Here is a 20,517-nt window from a genome sequence, read left to right as displayed (position 1 = left end):
CATACACCCCCTATAGAAATGACTCCTTTTACTTTCGTACAGCGGCGGCTAGTGCTCCGGCAATCTGCTTTAATGGGATCGCTACATCAGCCGCTCCCGTTTCAAGCGCAGAGCGCGGCATTCCGTAAACGATGCAGGATTGCTCCGCCTCAGCTATGGCGCTTCTTGCACCGCTTTCTTTCAATGCCTTCATCCCCTTGGCGCCATCGCTCCCCATGCCGGTCATAATGACAGCATGGCGTTCCAGCTCGGCATACGGGATGCAAGACTCAAAAAGTACATCGACCGATGGCCGGTGACCGCCTCGCGGGGCATCTTGCGTCAGCTTGATATAGTAGGCCGCCCCTTCCTTTTTCAGCGTCATATGCCAGCCTCCAGGGGCAACATAAACTTTGCCGGCCAGCACCTGCTCCCCCTGCACCGCTTCTGCCACATGCAGCTTGCTGAACGAGTTCAGCCTGACCGCAAGTGAGTGTGTAAATTTGGGCGGCATATGCTGCACAACAAGTACAGGAGCGGAAAAATCGCCCGGCAGCGAGGAAATGACCTCATGCAAAGCACGGGGCCCGCCCGTAGAGGTTCCAATCACGACGATATGCCGGAAATGACTGCTTAACTCTGGCTTGCTCTCGCTGGCAGCAATCTGCTCTTGTTCATTAAAGGCTGTCTGCGGCTCGGATTCAGCAGATACAGCGGGAACAGAACGAAACGCCCTGAATTGCTTCGGCTTCTCCTGCTTTGCAAGCCCTGTTTGCGGCGTTTCTTTTTTGGGAATCGCTTGCGCCTTGCTTATTTTTGAAGGGAGCTGCGCTGCCGTCTTGCTGCGCAGCTCAGCAGCAGCCGCTCTGCTTTTGCGGGCGGCGACCGCAGCCCGCATTTTCTCCAGCAGCAGCTCGCCAACTTTATAAATATCGGGTGAATTGACTCCAGACGGTTTGCGGATAAAGTCAAACGCGCCATACTGCAGCGCCTTGATCGTCTCCCGCGTCCCGTCATCGGTTGTGCTCGACATCATGATGATCGGCGTCGGCCGCTTTTTCATGATGTGTCCGAGCGCTTCCAGCCCATTCATCTCCGGCATTTCCAAATCTAATGTAATAATATCAGGACGCCATTGCTCGGCTGCTTCGATTGCTTCATGTCCGTTTGTAGCCGTAGCTACGATTTCAAACTGCGAATCCGCAGCAATAAGATCGCTAAAAATTTTGCGCATAAAAGCGGAATCATCGACGATAAGCACACGATAAGAAGCCATTCGCAACCCTCCTACTCCACAAAGGACTATTTCATCCGTCTGAACATTTTGTGTAAAAATCCTTTGACGCCATTAGCTTCATTCCTTGCTAAGGGCATAGCGCAAAATTGTCTGGCAATTGCCCGGATGTCACATGACGCAATCGAGCCCGGGTAAACTTGCGAGAACGGCATTTGCCGTTTGACCGCCTTGGTCACTAGCGGGTCGTCGCGTATAATGCCGAGCGTCGGCAATGAAATGCCAAGAAAACGTTCGGCAACGAGTGCGATTTTATCAGCCGTCGCTTTGCCTTCCTTCCAGTCAACGGCACGGTTGACGACGAGTTGAAAGCTAATATCATGATCCATTGCCCTTACCATCTTCACGAGTGCATAAGCATCGGTTATCGATGTCGGTTCAGGCGTTGTAATAACCAATGTTTCCTCTGCTGCTGTAATAAACCGTACAGTTTCTTTCGTCAAGCCTGCCCCGGTATCAAATAAGATGACATCATACACATTCTGGAGCAGGCCAATCTGTCTTTCTATCTCTTCCAATTCTTCCAGCTTTAACTCCAGCAGGTCCTTAAATCCCGAGCCTCCAGCAATAAAGTGCACGCCAGCCGTTCCTTCATGCACAATATCCCAAATGGATTGCTGGCCTTTTATTAAATGGTACAGGTTGTATGGGGCAGCCGCTCCCATCAGTACGTCGATGTTCGCCATACTGATATCGGCATCGAACAGAAGCACTTTTTTTCCAAGCTCCTGTAGGGAAAGGGCAAAATTCAAGCTGAAATTCGATTTGCCGACCCCGCCCTTGCCGCTCGTTACTGTAATGATGCGAGTTCCACCGGATCGTTGATCGCGGCTCCGCACAAGATGCCGGAGTGCCTCCGCTTGGTCACTCATTGATCAATTGCCCCCAATAACAGTTCGACATAGTTGTCCGGGCTGAATGTTCCGATATCGTCGGGAACTGTCTGTCCATGAGCGATATAGGCCGGCTTAATTCCTTGCTGCAGCGCCAGATTCATAATGGCTCCATAAGCGCTTGTCTCATCCTGCTTCGTATAAAGCGCCTTGTTCACCCCATATTTGGCAAAATGCTCTGCAACAACCGCCATATCTTTAAATTTTCCAGTCAGGCTGAGCACAAGGAAAGTCTCTGCCTGCTCGTTTGTCTGCATCAGGCTGTTCACTTCCGAGACGTATAATTCATTGCGGAAATTGCGTCCCGCAGTGTCCATGAAGATCAAGTCCCGATCCGCGAGCTGCGTAAAGGCTCTGGCAACCTCAGCCGGCGAAAACACGACTTCGAGCGGCAAATTCAGGATCGTCGCATAGGTTCGGAGCTGATCAACCGCGGCGATCCGGTAAGTATCGGCTGTAATAAATCCAACACTTCTACCTTCCTGAAGCGACTGGCCTGCCGCCAGCTTGGCGATCGAGGTCGTTTTCCCTACCCCCGTCGGACCGACGAAGTAAACGACACGTGTTGTCCGGTCGATTCCGCCGCAGCGTACCTCCTCCAGCCATTGCTTGATGAATTGCCCTGCAAGCCGCCACACGGCGTTACGGTCGACCGCCTCCGGAGCGAGCTCGGCCAACTGCTCCTCGACCGCAGCAATTAAACGCTCACTGATTTCATCCGCCACCTCCTGCTCCGCCAGCCTGGCCTGCAGAGCTCGAACAGCCGGAGCTCTTCGCTCCTCCTGCCGTTCCTTAGAAATCCGCTCCATCCATTTCTTCATATCCTTCAATTCGGCCAGGACAGCATCGCTCTCACTTGGTTTCTGCTGAAGCGTTTCGTGGAGATGGGAGCGGCTAATGGCCGGTGACGGTGACGCAGACGCAGGCGTAGGTTCCTCCGCCAGCGCTTGGCTAAGCGTGGCGGCAAAGGCAGCTGCAGCTGCCGCCTGAGGGACAGCGGGCACAAGCTGCGGCGCAGCTGGCAGCATCGGCACAGCTGACGGCGCTGCAGCAGGCTTCACGGCAGACGCTTGAGCCGCCGCCGGTTTTGCCGCCGGCCGGGCCGGCCTCATTTTTACAGCGGCAGCCGAAGAGGTAGAGCCGGAGCCCACTCCTGCCTCCACAGCTGCAATTACCTCCATCCGTTTTTTGCCAAAAAAACCCAGAAAACCGCCCACCTTAATTTCTTTTGTATTCAATATGATGGCATCCCCGCCCAGCTCGCTGCGGATCATTGTCATTGCTTCCGGAAGCGCGCTGACTACATAACGTTTTACCTTCATAGGTTCACCACTCCGATGCTTTGCACTTCTACACTAGGTTCTAGTTCACTATAGGAGAGTACCGGAACATCCTGCATCGTACGCTCCACAATTTGCCGCAAATACATGCGAATCGTTGGCGATGCCAGTACAATCGGCTGATAGCCGGATTGTACGAGCCGGCTAACCTGCTCATTTAATTTCTGATAGATCGTTTGTGTCGCAATGGGATCGAGCGCCAAATAGCTCCCTTGGTCAGATTGCTGTACAGATTCTGCAATTTTTTTCTCCAGGGTCGGCCCAACTGTAATGACACGCAATGTATCATCGTTGTTCGTATATTGCTGTGTAATTTGGCGGGACAGCGACTGGCGCACATACTCGGTCAAAATATCTGGATCCTTCGTGTAGGCTCCATGGTCCGCCAATGTTTCGAAGATCGTCACCATGTCGCGAATCGAAATTTTTTCGCGCAGCAGCTTCGCCAGCACCTTCTGCACGTCGCCAATCGTAAGTATGGACGGAATAAGCTCGTCGACAAGCGCCGGGTAAGCTTCCTTCAAATTTTCCACTAATGTTTTCGTTTCTTGACGGCCGATTAGCTCATGAGCATGACGTTTAATGACTTCAGTCAAATGAGTTGCGACTACGGAAGGCGGATCAACGACAGTGTAGCCGGAAAATTCCGCCCGCTCCTTCATTGCCTCATCGATCCAGATCGCCGGAAGACCGAAGGCCGGCTCGGTCGTCTCGATACCGACGACCGCTTCATCGTCAAGCCCCGGGCTCATCGCCAAGTAATGATTGAGCAGCAGCTCACCCCGGGCTAATGTGTTGCCCTTCATTTTGATCACATATTCATTCGGTTTCAATTGGATATTGTCGCGTATGCGGATAACAGGCACCACAAGTCCAAGCTCAAGTGCGCACTGTCTGCGGATCATAATAATCCGGTCCAGCAAATCTCCGCCTTGCTGGGTGTCTGCGAGCGGAATTAAGCCATAGCCGAATTCAAACTCGATCGGATCGACCTGCAGCAGGCTAATGACACTTTCCGGACTGCGCACCTCTTCAATCTGCTGTTCTTCTTCCATCTGCTCCTCTTCCTGCTGCCGCTTCACTAACGAATTTTGCATTCGATAGCCGGCGAAGAGAAGAATGGCGGCTAACGGAAGCGTAGGTACGATGCCGATCGGCGTACCGACACCCAGCAAAACGATCGTTCCTGCCACAATATACAGCAGCTTCGGATAGCGGAACATTTGGGAGGTCATATCATGCGCGAGATTGCCGTCTGATGCGGCGCGCGTTACGATTAGACCGGCAGCCGTAGAAATCAACAGCGCCGGGATTTGGCTGACCAGACCGTCACCAATCGTCAAAATCGAGAAGGTTTTCATCGATTCATCGAATGGCATCCCGTGAATCGCCATCCCGATAATAAAACCGCCGATCAGATTGATCAGCAAAATAATAATCGAAGCGATCGCATCGCCTTTGACAAATTTACTCGCACCGTCCATTGAACCGTAAAAATCGGCTTCTCGTTCAATTTTTTGCCGACGTTCGCGCGCTTGCTGTTCATTAATAAGCCCTGCATTCAAATCTGCGTCAATACTCATTTGCTTGCCCGGCATAGCATCCAGCGTAAAACGCGCAGCCACCTCTGCAACCCGCTCCGAGCCTTTCGTAATGACAATGAATTGAACGACGACCAAAATTAAGAACACGACAAACCCGATCGCCACTTCTCCGCCGGCAACCCAATTGCCGAATGTTGCTACGACTTCCCCGGCTTTTCCATGCTGCAAAATATTGCGCGTTGTCGACACGTTGAGCGCCAAACGAAATAACGTCGTTATGAGGAGCATCGCCGGAAAGATGGAAAAGTCTAGCGCATCTTTCGTATTCATCGCAATCAGCAATATCATGAGCGCCGCGGAAATGTTAATAATAAGCAACACATCGAGCAACCCGGTGGGAATCGGAATGACCATCATTAGTACGATACCAATAATGGCAATCAATATGGTCAAATCCTTTGCCTTCATACAATTCCCTCCTTCGTCGCCTGCGGCAAACGATTCATTCTACATGATTTTTCAACTTGTAAACGTAGGCAAGCACTTCCGCCACAGCCTGGAACAGATCGGCCGGAATGGTATCCCCAAGCTCGGCCCGGTCATAAAGCGCTCGTGCGAGCGGCTTATTCTCCATTGTCATGACGCCATGCTCCTTGGCCACCTCGCGAATGCGCAAGGCAACATGATCCATTCCTTTCGCTATGACAGTCGGCGCTTCCATCTTTGCGCTGTCATATTGCAGTGCTACAGCAAAGTGCGTCGGGTTCGTAATGACGACATCCGCCTTCGGTACCTCCTGCATCATGCGCTGCAGCGCCATTCTCCGCTGACGCTCGCGGATCTTGCCTTTTATTAGCGGATCCCCTTCCGATTTCTTATATTCGTCTTTAATGTCCTGTTTGGACATTTTCAAGCTTTTTTCATGCTCATACCGCTGATAGATATAATCGAGCACCGCTAGAACGACGAGTACAGCGCCGATCTGCAGCCCCAGCTTTACTGTAACTCCCGAGGTGTATGTAAATATGGCGGAAACAGGCAGTGAAGACAACTGCATAATATAATCCCGTTCATTCATCAGCGTGGAGTAAACGAGCACCCCAATCAATGCAAGCTTCAAAATATTTTTTACGAACTGCACCAAGGAGCGCATAGAAAAAATTTGCTTAAAGCCATTGATCGGATTCAATTTGCTTAATTTGATTTTTAGCGGATCGCCTGTCAGCAAAAAGCCAAACTGCACGTAGTTGCCGAGAATCGCGACAATAAGGGCAATGGCAAAAACCGGAAGCAATACGATTAACCCCTGTACTAATAAATCCGAAAACAAAGCGATCACATTTTCACCGGTAATCTGCTGATCCAACTTATTCTCATAGATAAAGCTGAACAGTCCTAACAAACGCTCTTTGTAGAAGCCGCCTAGCATCAGAAAGCTTAAAAAAGCAAAGAGCATGATGAACGCGCCGGGCAATTCCTGACTTTTGGCAACCTGGCCTTTTTTCCTCGCATCACTCCGCTTTTTAGGTGTTGCGCGCTCAGTCTTTTCTTGAGAGAACAGTTGCAAATCGAGCGACCATCGATATGTTCGCATTGATGCTGCTCCCCCTTTACGGCATATTGGAATTTTGCAAAATTCCGAACAGCTTTTCCAAAGCGGCAAACATTTCCGTAAACAGATGCTCAAAAATGGCCAATAATCCTGGCATCAACATGCCTAACAGCAAGAAGCCGACTAAAATTTTGAGCGGAATGCCGATCACAAAAACGTTAAATTGCGGAGCGGTTCGCGCCAGAAAGCCAAGCCCTACGTCCGTCAAAAACATCGCAACTACTAAAGGCGCCGCCAGCTGCAAAGACAGCATAAAAGTGTAGGTAAAGGTTTGCACCAAGAAATGGGCAATATTCCCATCATAAATTCGCGCAAACAGTTCATTCGAAAGCGGAATCCACTCATAGCTCCGCATCAATGCTTGCAGCATAAAGTGATGGCCGTTGATCGAAAGAAAAATTAATATCGATATCGCATATTTGAAATTGCCAAGCAGCGGAGCCGATGTGCCGGACATCGGATCAATGACATTCGCCATGCCGAATCCCATCTGCATATCGACAAAAGCGCCTGCCGTCTGAACGATGGTAAAAAAAAGATAGACGACAAAACCCAGCAGTACGCCGGCCGCAATTTCCCGAATAATCGTTACAATATATTCGGCATCAGGTACAATCGTCTGCTTCACGCCATAGGCGAAAAATATGAGCAGAGAAATAATAAAGCCGAACCCGATTTTAAAGCTTGTAGGTACATTCCGGGTTGAAAACAATGGCGCTACGACAAAAAACGAAGTTATTCGACAAAAAATAAGCAGAAAGATAGCAAATCCATTCAAAAAAAGCTCCATCGATCGTGACCCTCAGCTTATCCGATAAATTTATGCAGATTGTTGAGCAGATTGTACGTAAAATCGACGAGCGTATTCAAAATCCAAGGCCCAAACAGTAGAAGCGATAATAAAACGGCAATAATTTTGGGAATAAAAGCCAGTGTCTGCTCCTGAATTTGAGTTGTCGCTTGAATAATGCTTACGAACAAACCGACGATCAATCCGAGTACAAGCATCGGCGCAGAGGCTTTCAGCACAGTGTACACAGCTTGACCAGCCAGCCCGATAATAAAATCCGAACTCATACCTGCACCCCTTCCATCCGGTCTATCATGTGTTGAAGCTTACGAGCAGCGACTTGACAATTAAATACCAGCCGTCGACTAAAACAAACAGCAGGATTTTAAAAGGCAGCGAGATCATTACCGGTGGAAGCATCATCATCCCCATTGCCATCAGTGTACTGGCGACGATCATATCAATGACGAGAAACGGGATGAAGATCATAAACCCCATCTGAAATGCAGTGGTTAGCTCACTGAGCGCGTAAGCCGGTACAAGTACAGTGATCGGCACGTCTTCATAGGAGGCCGGCTTCTCTGTTTTCGTATAATTTAAAAACAGCTTCAAATCTTTTTCCCGCGTCTGATTGATCATAAATTTCTTCATTGGCTCTGCGGCTTTATTAAGTGCCTCTGTCTGCGTAAGCTCGCCTTTTAAGTAAGGCTGAAGCGCCACTTCATTGACTTGCCCTAATGTTGGAGCCATGATGAAGAAGGTCAGAAACATCGCAAGTCCAATGAGCACCTGATTGGGCGGCATCTGGTTCGTGCCCAGCGATGTGCGGACGAAGCCCAAGACGATGACGATTCGTGTAAAGCTGGTCATCAGCACCAATATTGCCGGCGCAACGCTGAGTACAGTAATAATAAGCAGCAGCGACAAAGCGCTTGTGCCCGGCTGTTCGCTTTCCCCGCCTATATTGATGCTGACATTAGGCAGCGGTTCAGCGAAGGAGTGAGCGTGAAACAGCAGCGCAACCATCTGAAGTATTGCAAGTGACACGATAATTTTTTTGTTCATTCATCCATCAACCGATCATCTTGTTTTTGTTCCTTGAGCAGTTGTTCGACTTTCTTCTTACGGTCCGATTGCTGACCCAATCGCTGCTCCAGCATCGATTGGAATGACGCAGATTGCTGCCATTGCCCGGCATCAGGCTGATCATCCTGGCCGCTCTGATTCCGCCAGCGCGAAAACGCATCTTTCCAGGCTCCGCCCTTCCATGCTCCGCCACTTTGCTGTTCCAATTGAGCAAGCATTCGCTCCACTTCATCCGCGTCGTCGATCTTATCCAGCAAGGCGACATTATCGCCTACCCCTACCACGTAAATCCGGCCAGCCACTTCAACCACCTGCAGCGATTTATTTTGCCCGAGCGGAATGCCGCCCATCGACCGCAGCGACCGGTTGGCCCCCCACGAGCGATTGCGCTGAGCCAGCCATCTGATGACGACTACGATCAGAACGATTACGAGCAGTAAAGCAAACACAACCCATATGAGGGAGCCGGCTATGTTCGTATCGGCACGGGGGATTTCGGGCGGAGAATCGTCTAACACCGGATTCGCCGCCGCCACTGCACCCGCCATAAGCCAAAAGAAGGAGCCTAGCCCTGCAAGCTTTAGAATTAGGCGCTGTTTCATTTGTTTAACCGAGCGTTTTTTTGATCGCTTCAATTACACGGTCGGCCTGAAACGGTTTTACGATAAAATCTTTTGCGCCGGCTTGAATCGCATCGATAACCATAGCTTGCTGTCCCATAGCCGAACACATAATCACCTTGGCGTTGCTGTCGATTTTCTTGATTTCCTTTAGCGCAACGATACCGTCCATCTCCGGCATCGTAATATCCATCGTAATCAAATCCGGCTTCAGCTCTTTGTACTTTTCGATCGCTTGCGCGCCGTCCTGCGCTTCACCGACAACCTCATATCCGTTTTTCGTTAAAATATCCCGAATCATCATCCTCATAAATGCTGCGTCGTCTACGATCAAAATCCGGTTTGCCATCTTTTCCTTGCCTCCTAAATGTGTTTAACTTTCGGGTCAACAGGATGAGTTGACTCCTACTGCAATTTCTGAATTCGATCCCACTGGCTTACAATATCCGTCACACGCACACCGAAGTTTTCATCAATGACGACAACCTCGCCCTTCGCAATGAGCTTGTTGTTCACCAGAATGTCAACTGGTTCGCCTGCCAGCTTGTCCAGTTCGATGATCGAACCTTGCGAGAGCTCAAGAATGTCCTTAATTTGCTTCTGAGTTCTTCCTAATTCTACCGTGACTTTGAGCGGTATGTCGAGCAATAAATTAAGGTTTGACTCATCGGGCTGCACATACGGCGAGCCTTGGAAATTAGCGAACTGTACGGGCTGGATGTTCACTCCCCGCGTAGGCAATTCACCATAGGTTTGCGGCCCTGCCGGCGGTGGCGTTACCGGTGCCTGCGGCTGCAGCGGAGGGGCATAAGCCGCTGCGCTTTCGGCTGCCGCGGTAGCGTATAGGGGCTGCTCCATCCCAGCCTGCCCTGCCGGAGAAGCATAAGCCGGCTGTTCGTGCACGGCGGCAATCGGCTCCGGCGCAGGCGCCGCGGGTTCGGCTGGCGCTTCGTTGGCCGGCTCGCTGGTGGCAAAGCCCATTAATGTTTCTACCATCTCTTTGGCAAATTCGATTGGCAGCAGCTGCATAATGGTCGAATCGATCAAGTCTCCAATTGTCAGCCTGAAGGCGACTTTAATGAACATATCGTCCGGAGGCAGAGAATCTACCCCTTCGCCGTTTGCCACATTCAAAATATTAATGCCCGGCGGAGAAATGTTAACAAACCGGTTAAAGATGGTAGACATCGAAGTAGCCGACGATCCCATCATTTGGTTCATCGCCTCTTGAACAGCGCTAATATGGATATCGTTCAATTCATCGCCCAGCACTTTGCCTTCGCCGCCCAGCATCAGATCTGCAATTGTCTGCGCGTCGGCTGTTTTTATAACAAGCGAATTAATGCCTTGAAATCCATCTACATAATGAACCGAAACAGCTACATGCGGTTTAGGAAACTCGTCGTCGAGCTGACTCCGCTTAATTAACGAAACTTGCGGGGTCGTAATATCAACCTTTTTGCCTAAAAGTGTAGATAATGCCGTCGCAGCGCTGCCGAATGTAATGTTGCCAATTTCGCCTAACGCATCCTGCTCAATTACATTCAAATACGTATTCAGATCATCCGACTTATTTGCAGTCGGCGCATCTGGCGCATCGGAGGATTGACGCAGCAAGGCGTCGATTTCTTCTTGCGACAAGTAGTCTTTACTCGTCATAGTCTTCCTCAACTCCTTCGCTGATTACCTCATCGATTTGTATCGCTAATCGTTCCTTAACCGATCCCGGACTTCCAAGGTACTTCAGTTTTTCTCCCACTCGGATATGAAGGCCTTCTGCGATTGGTTTATTCAGTGCGATGACATCCCCAGCCGTCAGGCCCAAAAATTCGCGAATTGTAATGCTGGACTGGCCAAGCTCCGCAACAATCGGCAATTTTGCCCTGCTCACCCGCTGCTTCAATACTTCCATCTCTTCCGGAGCACGCGTTTTCTTCTGCGATACAAACCAGTGATGTACGGAAAGCCGAGGCATAATCGGCTCGATAACGACATGAGGAATACATAGATTGATCATCCCGGTCGTATCCCCGATTTTGGTGCTTAGCGATATTAAGGCGATCGTTTCGTTCGGAGAAACAATTTGCATGAATTGCGGATTCGTCTCCAGCGCCTCAAGTCGCGGTGAGATATCAATCACGGTTTTCCAGGCCTCTTGCAGGCTTTCAAATGTGCGGCTGAAAATTCGCTCCATAATGTTCGTTTCAATTTCGGTGAGCGCATTGATCTTTGTCGGAGCAACCCCTTGACCGCCAAGCATCCGGTCGAGCATAGCATAAGCGACGTTAGGGTGAACCTCAAGCACCATCCGCCCCTCCAACGGCTCTGCTTCAAAAATGTTAAGGATCGTCATTTTCGGTATTGAACGAATAAACTCGTCATACGGCAGCTGTTCCACCTGAACGACATTAATTTGCACAAACGTGCGGAGCTGCGCAGAGAAATAGGTTGTCAAATATCGGGCAAAATTTTCATGAATCCGGGTTAAGCTGCGAATATGATCCTTTGAAAACCGGACTGCACGTTTAAATTCATAAGAACGTATTTTACGCTGTGTTTCTTCCTTTTTCAGTTCCTCGGCATCCATTTCACCGGAGGACAAAGCCGCAAGCAAGGCGTCGATTTCATTTTGCGATAGTACATCAACCAATTGTCTCACCCCCTCTGACGGAATGCGGCATCATACTTACATCTGCGTTACGATAAAATTCGTAATATCTATACTAACTAATTTTCCATCGGTCGTCTCCTGCAACTTCCGATTGATTAAATTCAAAAGCTTCGATTTCAACGCGTCTTTCCCTTTGGAGCCGTTGATGGAGTCGGGCTCCACATCGCTTAAAGTGCTGATAATAATCGGCTTAATGGCTATATCTTTAATTTTTTCAAAATCTTCTTTTGTCTTTTTCTTATCTAATTGAAAGGCAAAGTCAATCTTTACAATGTGTTCCGGATCGATCAAGTTGGTCGTTATGTCTTTAATTTCACTCGTTACTTCGACGCGTTTGTCGGCGCTGATCCGTTCAACCTTCACGTCATCCTTTGACGAATCGCCGAGAATATTGTTCAGCAGCATAAAAGCGACTACGGCGATCAAAGTGATTGAAAGCAAGATCGTAATTAGCCATGGCAACATCTTTTTCATCTTGAGGACCCCTCCATATTGTCGCCCGTTACAGTCGCCGCTACGACACCGATAGAGCGAATGTATTGCTGGATGGAGGAAGTAACTTCCGCCGCCTTTTCCAACACGATGATCTTCTTGCCTGTCGTAAGCGTAATTAACGTATCGGGCGTTTCTTCGATCGTTTCGATGAGCAGTGCATTGATATACAGGGCGCTGCCATTCAAACGCGTTACAGCAATCATAAGTTACCTCCTTACTTAAGCCGGGAGGATGGTTGTCGCCACCCTCCGGCGTTATTAGCTTATCGTTTCAAATTGACGACTTCCTGCAAAACCTCGTCTGATGTCGTAATAATACGGGAGTTCGCTTGGAACCCGCGCTGCGAGACGATCATTTCGGTAAATTCGCTCGTCAGATCGACATTGGACATTTCCAGCTGTCCGGCAATAATTTCTCCGGTGCCGGCCTCAACGTTGCCTGCGGTTGAAAAAGCAACTTCCCCTTCCGGATTCGCGTTTGGCGTAATCCGGTACAGGTTTCCGCCAATCTTTTCAAGGCCCGCCGGATTGACTACCTTCACAATTCCGATTTGGAAATCGGTCGCCGTGCTCGTACCGTCAGCACCTATCGAAATAATTCTGCCGTCTTTGGCGATCGAGAACGATTTAACCTCTTCCGGATCAAGCACAATCGGCGCGCCGTTGGAATCAAGCACGAACATGCCGTCGCCATTGACCAATTGGCCCAGCGCATCAAGGGTAAAATTGCCGGCGCGTGTCAAAAATGGTGTTTCTCCGCCATCTTGACTGGGCGATATGGCAAAGAAGCCGTCGCCGTCAATCCGGACATCTGTCTGATCATTCGTCATCATAGCGCTGCCTGGCGTATGAACGGTGTCGATCGTAGCCAATGCAACACCCAGGCCAATTTGCTTCGCATTGCCGCCGCCGGTCGCTCCTTCCTCAGGCCGGGTAACACCGGCAACCGTCTGGCTCAAAATATCCTTGAACATGACACGGCCCGCTTTAAAGCCGACTGTATTGACATTGGCAATGTTGTTGCCGATAACGTCAAGCTTGGTCTGGAATCCGCGCATCCCCGATACGCCGGAATACATCGATCTTAACATTTGTTCTGACCTCCTGAAGTTGCTCATCAAATTCAATTCATCAAGCAGACAGCGAGCAATCTATGTTAGAGCTGCTTCTATCGATCCGCAGCCCAACGGCTCCCTCCCTAAGAGGTCCAGCCGTTACGGTACAATGACCGCACTATCAATTTGTGTAAAAATGTTGCCTTGCATCGCATTCCCGTCCATCGCTGTAATTACAGTGCGGCTCGGCACATTAACGATCATCGCCACATTCCGATGGACAACCAATGAATCCTTGGCTCCCTTGGCCGCCGCTTGATCAATTGCCTTACCGATCGCTAGCAGCGATTCCGGCCGGAACTGGATTCCCCGCTCCTTCATTCGCACTTCAGCGTGATGGCTGAACTTGATAATATTACGATTTAGTACTTCTTTAAAGGAAGGACCGTTATAAGCCGATGGAGCTGTTCCCGAAGCTTTCGGCGCTTTAGCTGCATGAGCGCTCGCCCCGGATAAATGCAGCTGGCCGATATGAATTCGCTCATTCATTGCCTTGGTCGCCTACCGGCTCCTCTGACGGATCGCCGTTTTGCCCGCCCGGAGTGCCCGAAGGGTCAGTTGCAGGATCTTCAGGCTTCTCGGCCGGCGGATCGGCCGGCTCATGCGGTATTCCGCCTTTTTCCGCTACAGCAACGATGTTGTCAAAAGGAATATCATATTGTCCGACCCGCGCATATTGCATGCCATCCTTAATAAGGATCGAATCGACGATGCCCGATACCCCTACAAGCTCTCCGGTTTCAGAGTGGTCATACCAGGCTATTTCCTTGCCTATCATCGTGGAGGCCATCCCCAGGTTTTGACGCAGCTTGGTCATTTCGCCCGACATATTCATCAATTGCTCAACCGAGCTGAATTGCGCCATTTGCGCGATAAAATCGCGATCCTGCATGGGCTGCATCGGATCCTGATTTCTGAGCTGGGCAACTAGAATTTTCAAAAATTCATCCTTGCCCAAAGTATCTCCCTTGGTCTTCGATGTCAGCTGCACATTATTTTTGCTGTAATTGGGCCATACATTTTTGGTTGATATGCTGTCTGAAGCCATAACAAGCTTCACCCCCGTTCATCCGCAAGGTTTGCCCCCGCAAGCCGGGCTAAACCTTAGTGCTGATACCTCTGCCAAAGCCTAATGTCTGGTTTACCGCCTGCTCCAAGTCGCTTTGCGTCAGCTCGGCGTCAAAAACAATCGCCTCGCCGTCAGCAGCGTCATGCGGTCTCGATCGTCTAGCCCCCTGCTGATCACGCCCTTGCTGCCCGCCACGCTCCTGAAAAAGGCTCGACTGGAATGTGTTTTGCGTTACCTCCAGTTTTTCAACCTGCAAGCCTTGTGATTGCAATGCCGCACGGAGCTGGGCAAACTGATTTTCCAGCATTTCCTTTGCTGCTGCAGTGTCCGCAACAAACATCGCCGTCAGCTGGCCGTTATGCATCGCAATCCGTACCTGCACGTGGCCAAGATGAGCCGGACTGAGCGACAAGCGCGCTTCCGACCGCCCATTCAACTGCGTCACTTGAAACTGCTTGACGATCAGCTTTTCCGCTGTTTTGGCAAATTGCTCAACCGGCACTGTCGGCACGGGCGCTGCAGCAGGCTTTGCCGTCTCCGCCGCCCCTGCCGGGACTGTTGCCGGCATTCCTGCAACAGAAAGCTTATCCTCCGGCGTTAGAAGCGCATCATCCAGCTGTCCTGGCGGCGCCGACGCAGCCGTCTTCATCTCGCGCGAAGGCACAAGCGCCAGCATCTTGGCAGAAAGCAGTTGATGGCCAAACCGCTCCAGATGAACAGAAGCCGTCTGCTGCGCTGGCACAGAGTGCGTTACAAGCGTCTCTGCCGCTACCGGCAGCTTCACCGCATCGCGCGCGCTTGCCGGCTGACCTTCCGCCAACTGTTTAACAGCTTGCAATTGTTTGGCGATAAGCGTTGTTTGCTCCAGCGAAGGCGCATCGCCTTTTAGCTGCAAGTAGGAACGCAGATCCGATAATGCGCCTTCGACAGCCGATTTAAGCATCGGCAGCCTGCCCGCATACTCCAGCTCCGCCTGGGCGGCGTCCGGCTCTTGCTCTAAAGGCACTACAGGCGTTACCTGAGGATGAGCGCCAAGCCAGACCAGCAGCTGATCTAACTGCGCAATCGCCTCTTCAAGCGAATGCTGATTGCCGGCATCGTCTGTCTCCGTCATGCTGCCGATGTGCTCCAATAAAGCATCGATCGCAGCGATCAACCCAGTTGAAGTTGCTCCTTCGCCAGACCAATCGACCAGCAGCTGGGAAGGTGTACTTTCCAGGAGCAGCTTGCCGTCCGCAGCTGCAGCTGTTCCATCAGCGGAAACGCCCGTCCCGCCCATCGTTTGACCTAACAGCGCCAAGGCAAATGCCGCATTTTCCGAACCGCCTGCCGCTTTTCCGCTGTTTGGCAATGAGGAAGCGGGCACCTGCGCTTGCAATATCATCATTTGCATACATTTCACCTCCTTTCCTGCACGGGTCAGGCCAGAATATAGTCGGTGAATGCCACTTCCATCCCTATTTGCCTGTCATTAATTTTGATACCAGCTGCGCCGTAACTCCTTTGTTCTGATCGGACATCTCTGCCAAAATCGCGGAGCGCGCCGTGCTGTCCACTGCGTTCAATATTCTGAGCGCCTTGCTTGGACTTACCTCCGACATTTTAAGCAGCAGCTCGCCTGCATTCTTGGCATTCATTTTAGAGAACGTCTCCTTCAACTGTGTCGCATCAAGCGTAGACGTCGGCTCTGTCGAAGGCTTATTCTGCTTTTTCAATTGCGCCTGTAAAGCTGCAATTTGCCGATCCTTGGCCGTTACATTGTCCTTAAGCATAATGGTGGCATCCGCCGCCTTCTTCGGGCTCATCTTTTCCATAATCCGCACCCGATCGTCAGGACGCATAGCGCTTAGCACAAGCACCGCCTCTTCGAGCTCCATACTTTGCAAAATCGGCGCCGCCTTGCTCGGAGTAATTTTGGCGTACATATTTGCGAGCTCGTTAATATTTGCTTGATACTGCTCGTCATCCATCTGTTTTTCGGTTTGAATCCGCTGCAATTGATCAATTTGCCCCTGCAGATCTTTTACCTGCTCCGTTTGCTTCTTTTGCTCGGCAACTGCCTGCTTCAGCTCTGCTTCTTTCTCTGAAAGCTGAGTTGTCAGCTGTTCAATCTTCGTTGCTTGATGCTTATTTGTCAGTTCCGTATCGCTTAAATCCGAGTCCTTGACTACTGGATCAGGCAATACCTGCTCTAAAAAGGGGATCGAATGACCGATCGTTAACAATTTATTCCGCAGGTCAAAATTGAATATCGTCAGCAGCACACCAAGCAACACTAAAGTAAACAATACTGGGGTCACAAAAAACATAAAACGTTCAAAGCCGCTGTAGCCTTGCTTTTCCATATCCAAGTCCGCCATAGCTATCCCTTCCTCGGACATACTGCCCGATACGTCAAAGCTATATTTCGTTAAGAAGTCGGTGCAACGAAGCGCACTGTCGCCATCTCATCCAACTCGTTTTGCTCTTTGATCAGCATCACTGATCGATAACGCTCCAATGCCCGATCCTTAGATTTTTGCCACACCTTTTCATCCTTCATTTTGAGTGTCAGATGCGTTCGGCTGTTTTCCACTTCATACTGCGCTCTCCTGACATCCGCCAGCTTGCTGGCGATCGTATGCTCCAAGTATTCAAGATACAGCTGCAGGACACGTATTTCAGACAAAGAAACGACTTTTGCCGAGGATTCATGCAATTTTTCCATCCATTGCCGCTGCTCTTGTCTAAGCTGCTCCAGCGATAATTCCTCTGCCTGCAGTTTGCCGATCGCCGAGGAGAGCAGCCATTCCGCCTGTGTCTTTTCGCTAGACTTCAAATCTACTATTTTTTGATAGGTATATTGGAACTTGGCCATGAATGCATTCAACTCCTGTAAAAATCGTTAACAAGCCTTTCATACGCCTCTTGATAGTCAACCTTCTCAGACGTTTTCTGCCGCGTGAACGCTTGAATGATCTCCATTTGTTCAATAGCACGATCTATTTGGGCATTTGTTCCGTGCTGGTACGCCCCAATATTGATCAAGTCTTCCGAATCTTTATAAATAGCTAACAGACGTTTCATTTCATTGGCCGCATCCTGCTGCTCTTCCGGGGTAATTTCTTTCATCACCCGGCTGACCGAGGCCAAAATATCGATCGCAGGAAAGTGGCCCTTGTTCGCCAAATGCCGGCTGAGGACGATGTGACCGTCCAAAATGCCGCGCACCGCATCGGCAATCGGCTCATTCATATCGTCGCCGTCTACCAGCACGGTATAAAAAGCCGTTATAGAGCCGCGGGGCCCTGTCCCTGCCCGTTCCAGCAGTTTGGGTAAATTCGCAAATACAGAAGGGGTATATCCCCTCGTAGCAGGCGGCTCCCCGATTGCCAGTCCAACTTCACGCAGCGCCATAGCGTAACGGGTGACCGAATCCATCATCAGCATAACATTCAGTCCGCGATCACGAAAATATTCGGCGATCGTCGTCGCAATAAGCGCTCCTTTCATCCGAACGAGCGCCGGCTGATCCGAGGTGGCGACGATGACTACAGAGCGCGCCAAGCCTTCAGGCCCGAGATCCTTCTCGATAAATTCGAGCACCTCGCGGCCGCGCTCGCCAATAAGGGCGATCACATTGACATCCGCCGAGGTATTGCGGGCCACCATGCCCAACAAAGTGCTCTTTCCGACGCCGGAGCCTGCAAAAATGCCGACCCGCTGGCCTTGTCCTACAGTGAGCAGACCATCGATTGCTCTTACACCGATGCTTAACGGTTTGGTGACTCTTGGACGCATAAGCGGGTTGCTCGGTGCGTTCAAGGTGGAGCAATGCGGCATTCTGCGCGGAATAAAGGAGCCGTCAAGCGGCTGGCCCAGTCCGTCCAACACTTTGCCGAGCAACTCCGAACCAACCTGCACGGTGAGCGGCTTGCCGGTGCCTACGACATCGCAGCCCGGACCGATTGATGTCAATTCTCCAAGCGGCATCAGAATAACTTTATTGTCGCGAAAGCCAACCACTTCCGCCTGCAGCGGCTTGGATGATTTGACAGGATAGATATAACAGAGATCGCCGATGCTTGCATCAGGCCCTTCGGATTCTACCGTAAGCCCTATAACCTGGGTCACCTTGCCGTTAACCCGAACGGGATCCACCGATCGCATATGCTCGATATACTTACCGGCATCAAGCTTATTCACCGCCATTAGAATCGCCTCGTTCTTCGGCTTGCAGCGCAAGCTGGATTAGTTCGCGTTTGATTTCTGAAAGCTGCGTGTCAATTCGCGCATCAATGCTGCCGAATGCAGAGCGGATGACACAGCCGTGGTCCTTAACGCTGACGTCCGGAACAATTTGCAGTTCGGCCTGCGAATCAATCGCCATCGTCAGCTCTTCACGCGCCGCTTGCACGAACGTCAAGTGCTGCGGGGCAATACACAGCGTGATTACACCTTGCTCTCTCCTGCGTTCAAGCGATTTGCGGATTAAATCGATTGACCATTCCGGGCTTAAGATCAGCTGCTTGCCGATAATTTTTTCGGCGATTGCCGCACTGAGATCCACTAGGAAAGGTTCAGCCTCTTGAATGATTTGCTCCTTCATGCTGTAGGCGGCATCCAGTATCGCACGCGCTTCGGTAAGCGCCAGTGTCCACTGCTCCGTTACCTCCTGCAACGATTCCGCCTTTCCTTCATCGTAGCCAACTTGATAGCCTTCTTGTCTTACCTGCTCATAGTGCTGCAAATCTGCGTCGCGCCGTTCCTGCCACCAGCGTTCAATTTGCTCCTGCGCCTCGGCATACATGGCCTCAATTTGCTCGGCAGTCTCGGCAAGCCGCTGCTTGGCAAACAGCTCCGCGTCGTTCAATATTTGATCGCGCAAAGACACGGTTTCCTCATCAGGCCCGATAACGACCGTTTCCGGCGCTTTTCTCTCATAGCGGTTGAACCACTCGAGCTGCCTCATATCCCGGGCCGACACAACATCGGCGGACTTGTACAATCTAGACAATGATGTCGTCACCTCCGCCGCGAGCAATAATGACTTCACCAGACTCCTCTAGCCGGCGAATCGTTGCTACGATGCGGGTCTGTGCCTCTTCGACGTCACGCAGCCGTACAGGCCCCATATACTCCATTTCTTCCTTGAAGGTTTCCGCCATACGCTTGGACATATTGCGGAAAATTGCCTCGCGCACTTCTTCGCTGGCCACTTTAAGCGCCAACTGCAGATCGGCATTCTCAATGTCGCGGATAATACGCTGAATCGAACGGTTGTCGATATTGACAATGTCCTCGAATACAAACATCCGCTTTTTAATTTCTTCAGCCAATTCCGGATCCTGAATCTCCAAAGCATCCAAAATGGTGCGTTCTGTGCCGCGGTCTACGCCATTCAAAATATGTACGATCGACTCTATGCCGCCCGCACTTGTATAATCCTGCGTAACGGTCGCCGAGAGCTTCTGTTCCAAGATGCGCTCCACCTGTGAAATAACTTCCGGCGAAGTGCTGTCCATAAGCGCTATACGGCGGGCAACCTCAGCTTGCTTCTCTTGCGACAAGGACGACAAGATTTGTGCCGACTGCTCGGCTTGCAAATAAGAGAGAACCAATGCAATGGTCTGTGTGTTCTCGTTTTGGATGAAGTTCAAAATTTGACTTGCATCTGCTTTGCGCGCAAAATCGAACGGACGCACTTGCAAAGTGGCTGTCAAACGATTGATGACTTCCTGTGCTTTCTGCTCGCCAAGCGCCTTTTCCAATATTTCCCTTGCATACATAATACCGCCCTGAGAAATATACTCCTGCGCCAGGCAAATTTGATGAAACTCGCTTAAGATCGTCTCTTTGTCCGCGCCGTCAACCTTCCGGACATTGGCTATTTCAAGCGTTAACTGTTCGATTTCGTCTTCTCTCAAATGTTTGAAGATTTGAGCAGACACTTCAGGACCAAGCGAAATTAACAGAATAGCCGCTTTCTGACGACCGCTGAAACCTTGTGCTAATCTAGCCATCCGCTTCT

At 50.6% G+C, this 20,517-nt stretch carries 23 protein-coding genes; all 23 read right to left on the bottom strand.

The genetic code is table 11. The annotated features are described in order from the left end of the window. Window positions 1-28: 28 nt before the first annotated feature. The 23 genes from ACFQ0N_RS05120 to fliG all read right to left on the bottom strand — a co-directional run bounded on the left by ACFQ0N_RS05120 (window position 29) and on the right by fliG (window position 20,509). Complete coding sequence (locus tag ACFQ0N_RS05120; protein ID WP_379323493.1) at window positions 29-1,255, bottom strand: protein-glutamate methylesterase/protein-glutamine glutaminase; 1,227 nt, start codon at window positions 1,253-1,255, stop codon at window positions 29-31. A gap of 26 nt (window positions 1,256-1,281) precedes the next feature. After that, a complete protein-coding gene (locus ACFQ0N_RS05115; protein WP_379323491.1) occupies window positions 1,282-2,145 on the bottom strand; it encodes a MinD/ParA family protein in 864 nt (287 codons plus the stop codon). Further along, window positions 2,142-3,488 carry a flagellar biosynthesis GTPase FlhF gene (flhF, locus tag ACFQ0N_RS05110; RefSeq protein WP_379323489.1) on the bottom strand — a complete coding sequence of 449 codons (1,347 nt, stop codon included), beginning with the start codon at window positions 3,486-3,488 and terminating at the stop codon, window positions 2,142-2,144. The genes ACFQ0N_RS05115 and flhF overlap by 4 nt, the downstream gene beginning before the upstream one ends. Beyond that, entirely contained in the window at window positions 3,485-5,518 is a 2,034-nt protein-coding gene (flhA, locus tag ACFQ0N_RS05105) for a flagellar biosynthesis protein FlhA (RefSeq protein ID WP_379323487.1), read from the bottom strand. Before flhA ends, flhF begins: the two co-directional genes overlap by 4 nt. 34 nt (window positions 5,519-5,552) lie before the next feature. After that, a complete protein-coding gene (flhB, locus tag ACFQ0N_RS05100) occupies window positions 5,553-6,644 on the bottom strand; it encodes a flagellar biosynthesis protein FlhB (protein WP_379323485.1) in 1,092 nt (363 codons plus the stop codon). A 16-nt stretch (window positions 6,645-6,660) separates the two neighbouring features. After that, window positions 6,661-7,452, bottom strand: coding sequence for a flagellar biosynthetic protein FliR (gene fliR / locus ACFQ0N_RS05095; RefSeq protein WP_379323483.1), 792 nt, complete (start codon window positions 7,450-7,452; stop codon window positions 6,661-6,663). A 17-nt stretch (window positions 7,453-7,469) separates the two neighbouring features. Continuing rightward, window positions 7,470-7,739 (bottom strand): flagellar biosynthesis protein FliQ, encoded by a 270-nt coding sequence (fliQ, locus tag ACFQ0N_RS05090; RefSeq protein WP_379323481.1) that lies wholly within the window; start codon window positions 7,737-7,739, stop codon window positions 7,470-7,472. A 25-nt stretch (window positions 7,740-7,764) separates the two neighbouring features. Beyond that, complete coding sequence (fliP, locus tag ACFQ0N_RS05085) at window positions 7,765-8,517, bottom strand: flagellar type III secretion system pore protein FliP (RefSeq protein ID WP_379323479.1); 753 nt, start codon at window positions 8,515-8,517, stop codon at window positions 7,765-7,767. Continuing rightward, window positions 8,514-9,140, bottom strand: coding sequence for a flagellar biosynthetic protein FliO (locus ACFQ0N_RS05080; RefSeq protein ID WP_379323477.1), 627 nt, complete (start codon window positions 9,138-9,140; stop codon window positions 8,514-8,516). The genes fliP and ACFQ0N_RS05080 overlap by 4 nt, the downstream gene beginning before the upstream one ends. Window positions 9,141-9,144: 4 nt before the next feature. Further along, window positions 9,145-9,507: a response regulator gene (locus ACFQ0N_RS05075; RefSeq protein ID WP_379323475.1), complete on the bottom strand. Its 363-nt coding sequence runs from the start codon at window positions 9,505-9,507 to the stop codon at window positions 9,145-9,147. 56 nt (window positions 9,508-9,563) lie between these two features. Beyond that, a complete protein-coding gene (fliY, locus tag ACFQ0N_RS05070; protein WP_379323473.1) occupies window positions 9,564-10,817 on the bottom strand; it encodes a flagellar motor switch phosphatase FliY in 1,254 nt (417 codons plus the stop codon). Beyond that, the gene (fliM, locus tag ACFQ0N_RS05065; RefSeq protein WP_379323471.1) at window positions 10,807-11,808 is read right to left on the bottom strand and encodes a flagellar motor switch protein FliM; all 1,002 of its coding nucleotides are present in this window, start codon (window positions 11,806-11,808) and stop codon (window positions 10,807-10,809) included. The genes fliY and fliM overlap by 11 nt, the downstream gene beginning before the upstream one ends. 36 nt (window positions 11,809-11,844) lie before the next feature. Then, window positions 11,845-12,303 (bottom strand): flagellar basal body-associated FliL family protein, encoded by a 459-nt coding sequence (locus ACFQ0N_RS05060; RefSeq protein ID WP_379323469.1) that lies wholly within the window; start codon window positions 12,301-12,303, stop codon window positions 11,845-11,847. Continuing rightward, window positions 12,300-12,527, bottom strand: a complete 228-nt coding sequence (locus ACFQ0N_RS05055; protein WP_379323467.1) for a flagellar FlbD family protein — start codon at window positions 12,525-12,527, stop codon at window positions 12,300-12,302. Before ACFQ0N_RS05055 ends, ACFQ0N_RS05060 begins: the two co-directional genes overlap by 4 nt. 59 nt (window positions 12,528-12,586) lie before the next feature. Continuing rightward, a complete protein-coding gene (gene flgG / locus ACFQ0N_RS05050) occupies window positions 12,587-13,414 on the bottom strand; it encodes a flagellar basal body rod protein FlgG (RefSeq protein WP_379323465.1) in 828 nt (275 codons plus the stop codon). Between the two features lie 123 nt (window positions 13,415-13,537). Beyond that, window positions 13,538-13,927 (bottom strand): TIGR02530 family flagellar biosynthesis protein, encoded by a 390-nt coding sequence (locus ACFQ0N_RS05045; protein WP_379323463.1) that lies wholly within the window; start codon window positions 13,925-13,927, stop codon window positions 13,538-13,540. After that, a complete protein-coding gene (locus ACFQ0N_RS05040; protein WP_379323461.1) occupies window positions 13,920-14,498 on the bottom strand; it encodes a flagellar hook capping FlgD N-terminal domain-containing protein in 579 nt (192 codons plus the stop codon). The genes ACFQ0N_RS05045 and ACFQ0N_RS05040 overlap by 8 nt, the downstream gene beginning before the upstream one ends. Window positions 14,499-14,535: 37 nt before the next feature. Beyond that, entirely contained in the window at window positions 14,536-15,900 is a 1,365-nt protein-coding gene (locus tag ACFQ0N_RS05035; RefSeq protein ID WP_379323459.1) for a flagellar hook-length control protein FliK, read from the bottom strand. Between the two features lie 64 nt (window positions 15,901-15,964). Beyond that, complete coding sequence (locus ACFQ0N_RS05030) at window positions 15,965-16,867, bottom strand: magnesium transporter MgtE N-terminal domain-containing protein (RefSeq protein WP_379323457.1); 903 nt, start codon at window positions 16,865-16,867, stop codon at window positions 15,965-15,967. 50 nt (window positions 16,868-16,917) lie between these two features. After that, window positions 16,918-17,364: a flagellar export protein FliJ gene (gene fliJ, locus ACFQ0N_RS05025; RefSeq protein WP_379323455.1), complete on the bottom strand. Its 447-nt coding sequence runs from the start codon at window positions 17,362-17,364 to the stop codon at window positions 16,918-16,920. An 8-nt stretch (window positions 17,365-17,372) separates the two neighbouring features. Next, window positions 17,373-18,698 (bottom strand): flagellar protein export ATPase FliI, encoded by a 1,326-nt coding sequence (gene fliI, locus ACFQ0N_RS05020; protein ID WP_379323453.1) that lies wholly within the window; start codon window positions 18,696-18,698, stop codon window positions 17,373-17,375. Then, window positions 18,685-19,503, bottom strand: a complete 819-nt coding sequence (locus tag ACFQ0N_RS05015) for a FliH/SctL family protein (RefSeq protein ID WP_379323451.1) — start codon at window positions 19,501-19,503, stop codon at window positions 18,685-18,687. The genes fliI and ACFQ0N_RS05015 overlap by 14 nt, the downstream gene beginning before the upstream one ends. Beyond that, window positions 19,496-20,509, bottom strand: a complete 1,014-nt coding sequence (fliG, locus tag ACFQ0N_RS05010; protein WP_379323449.1) for a flagellar motor switch protein FliG — start codon at window positions 20,507-20,509, stop codon at window positions 19,496-19,498. The genes ACFQ0N_RS05015 and fliG overlap by 8 nt, the downstream gene beginning before the upstream one ends. Window positions 20,510-20,517: the final 8 nt, after the last annotated feature.

The sequence above is a fragment of the Paenibacillus sp. GCM10027626 genome (assembly GCF_042676285.1).
GTDB lineage: Bacteria > Bacillota > Bacilli > Paenibacillales > Paenibacillaceae > Paenibacillus_Z.
The sequence above is the reverse complement of the archived record's forward strand: the minus strand, read 5'-3'. Positions and strand labels throughout refer to the sequence as shown.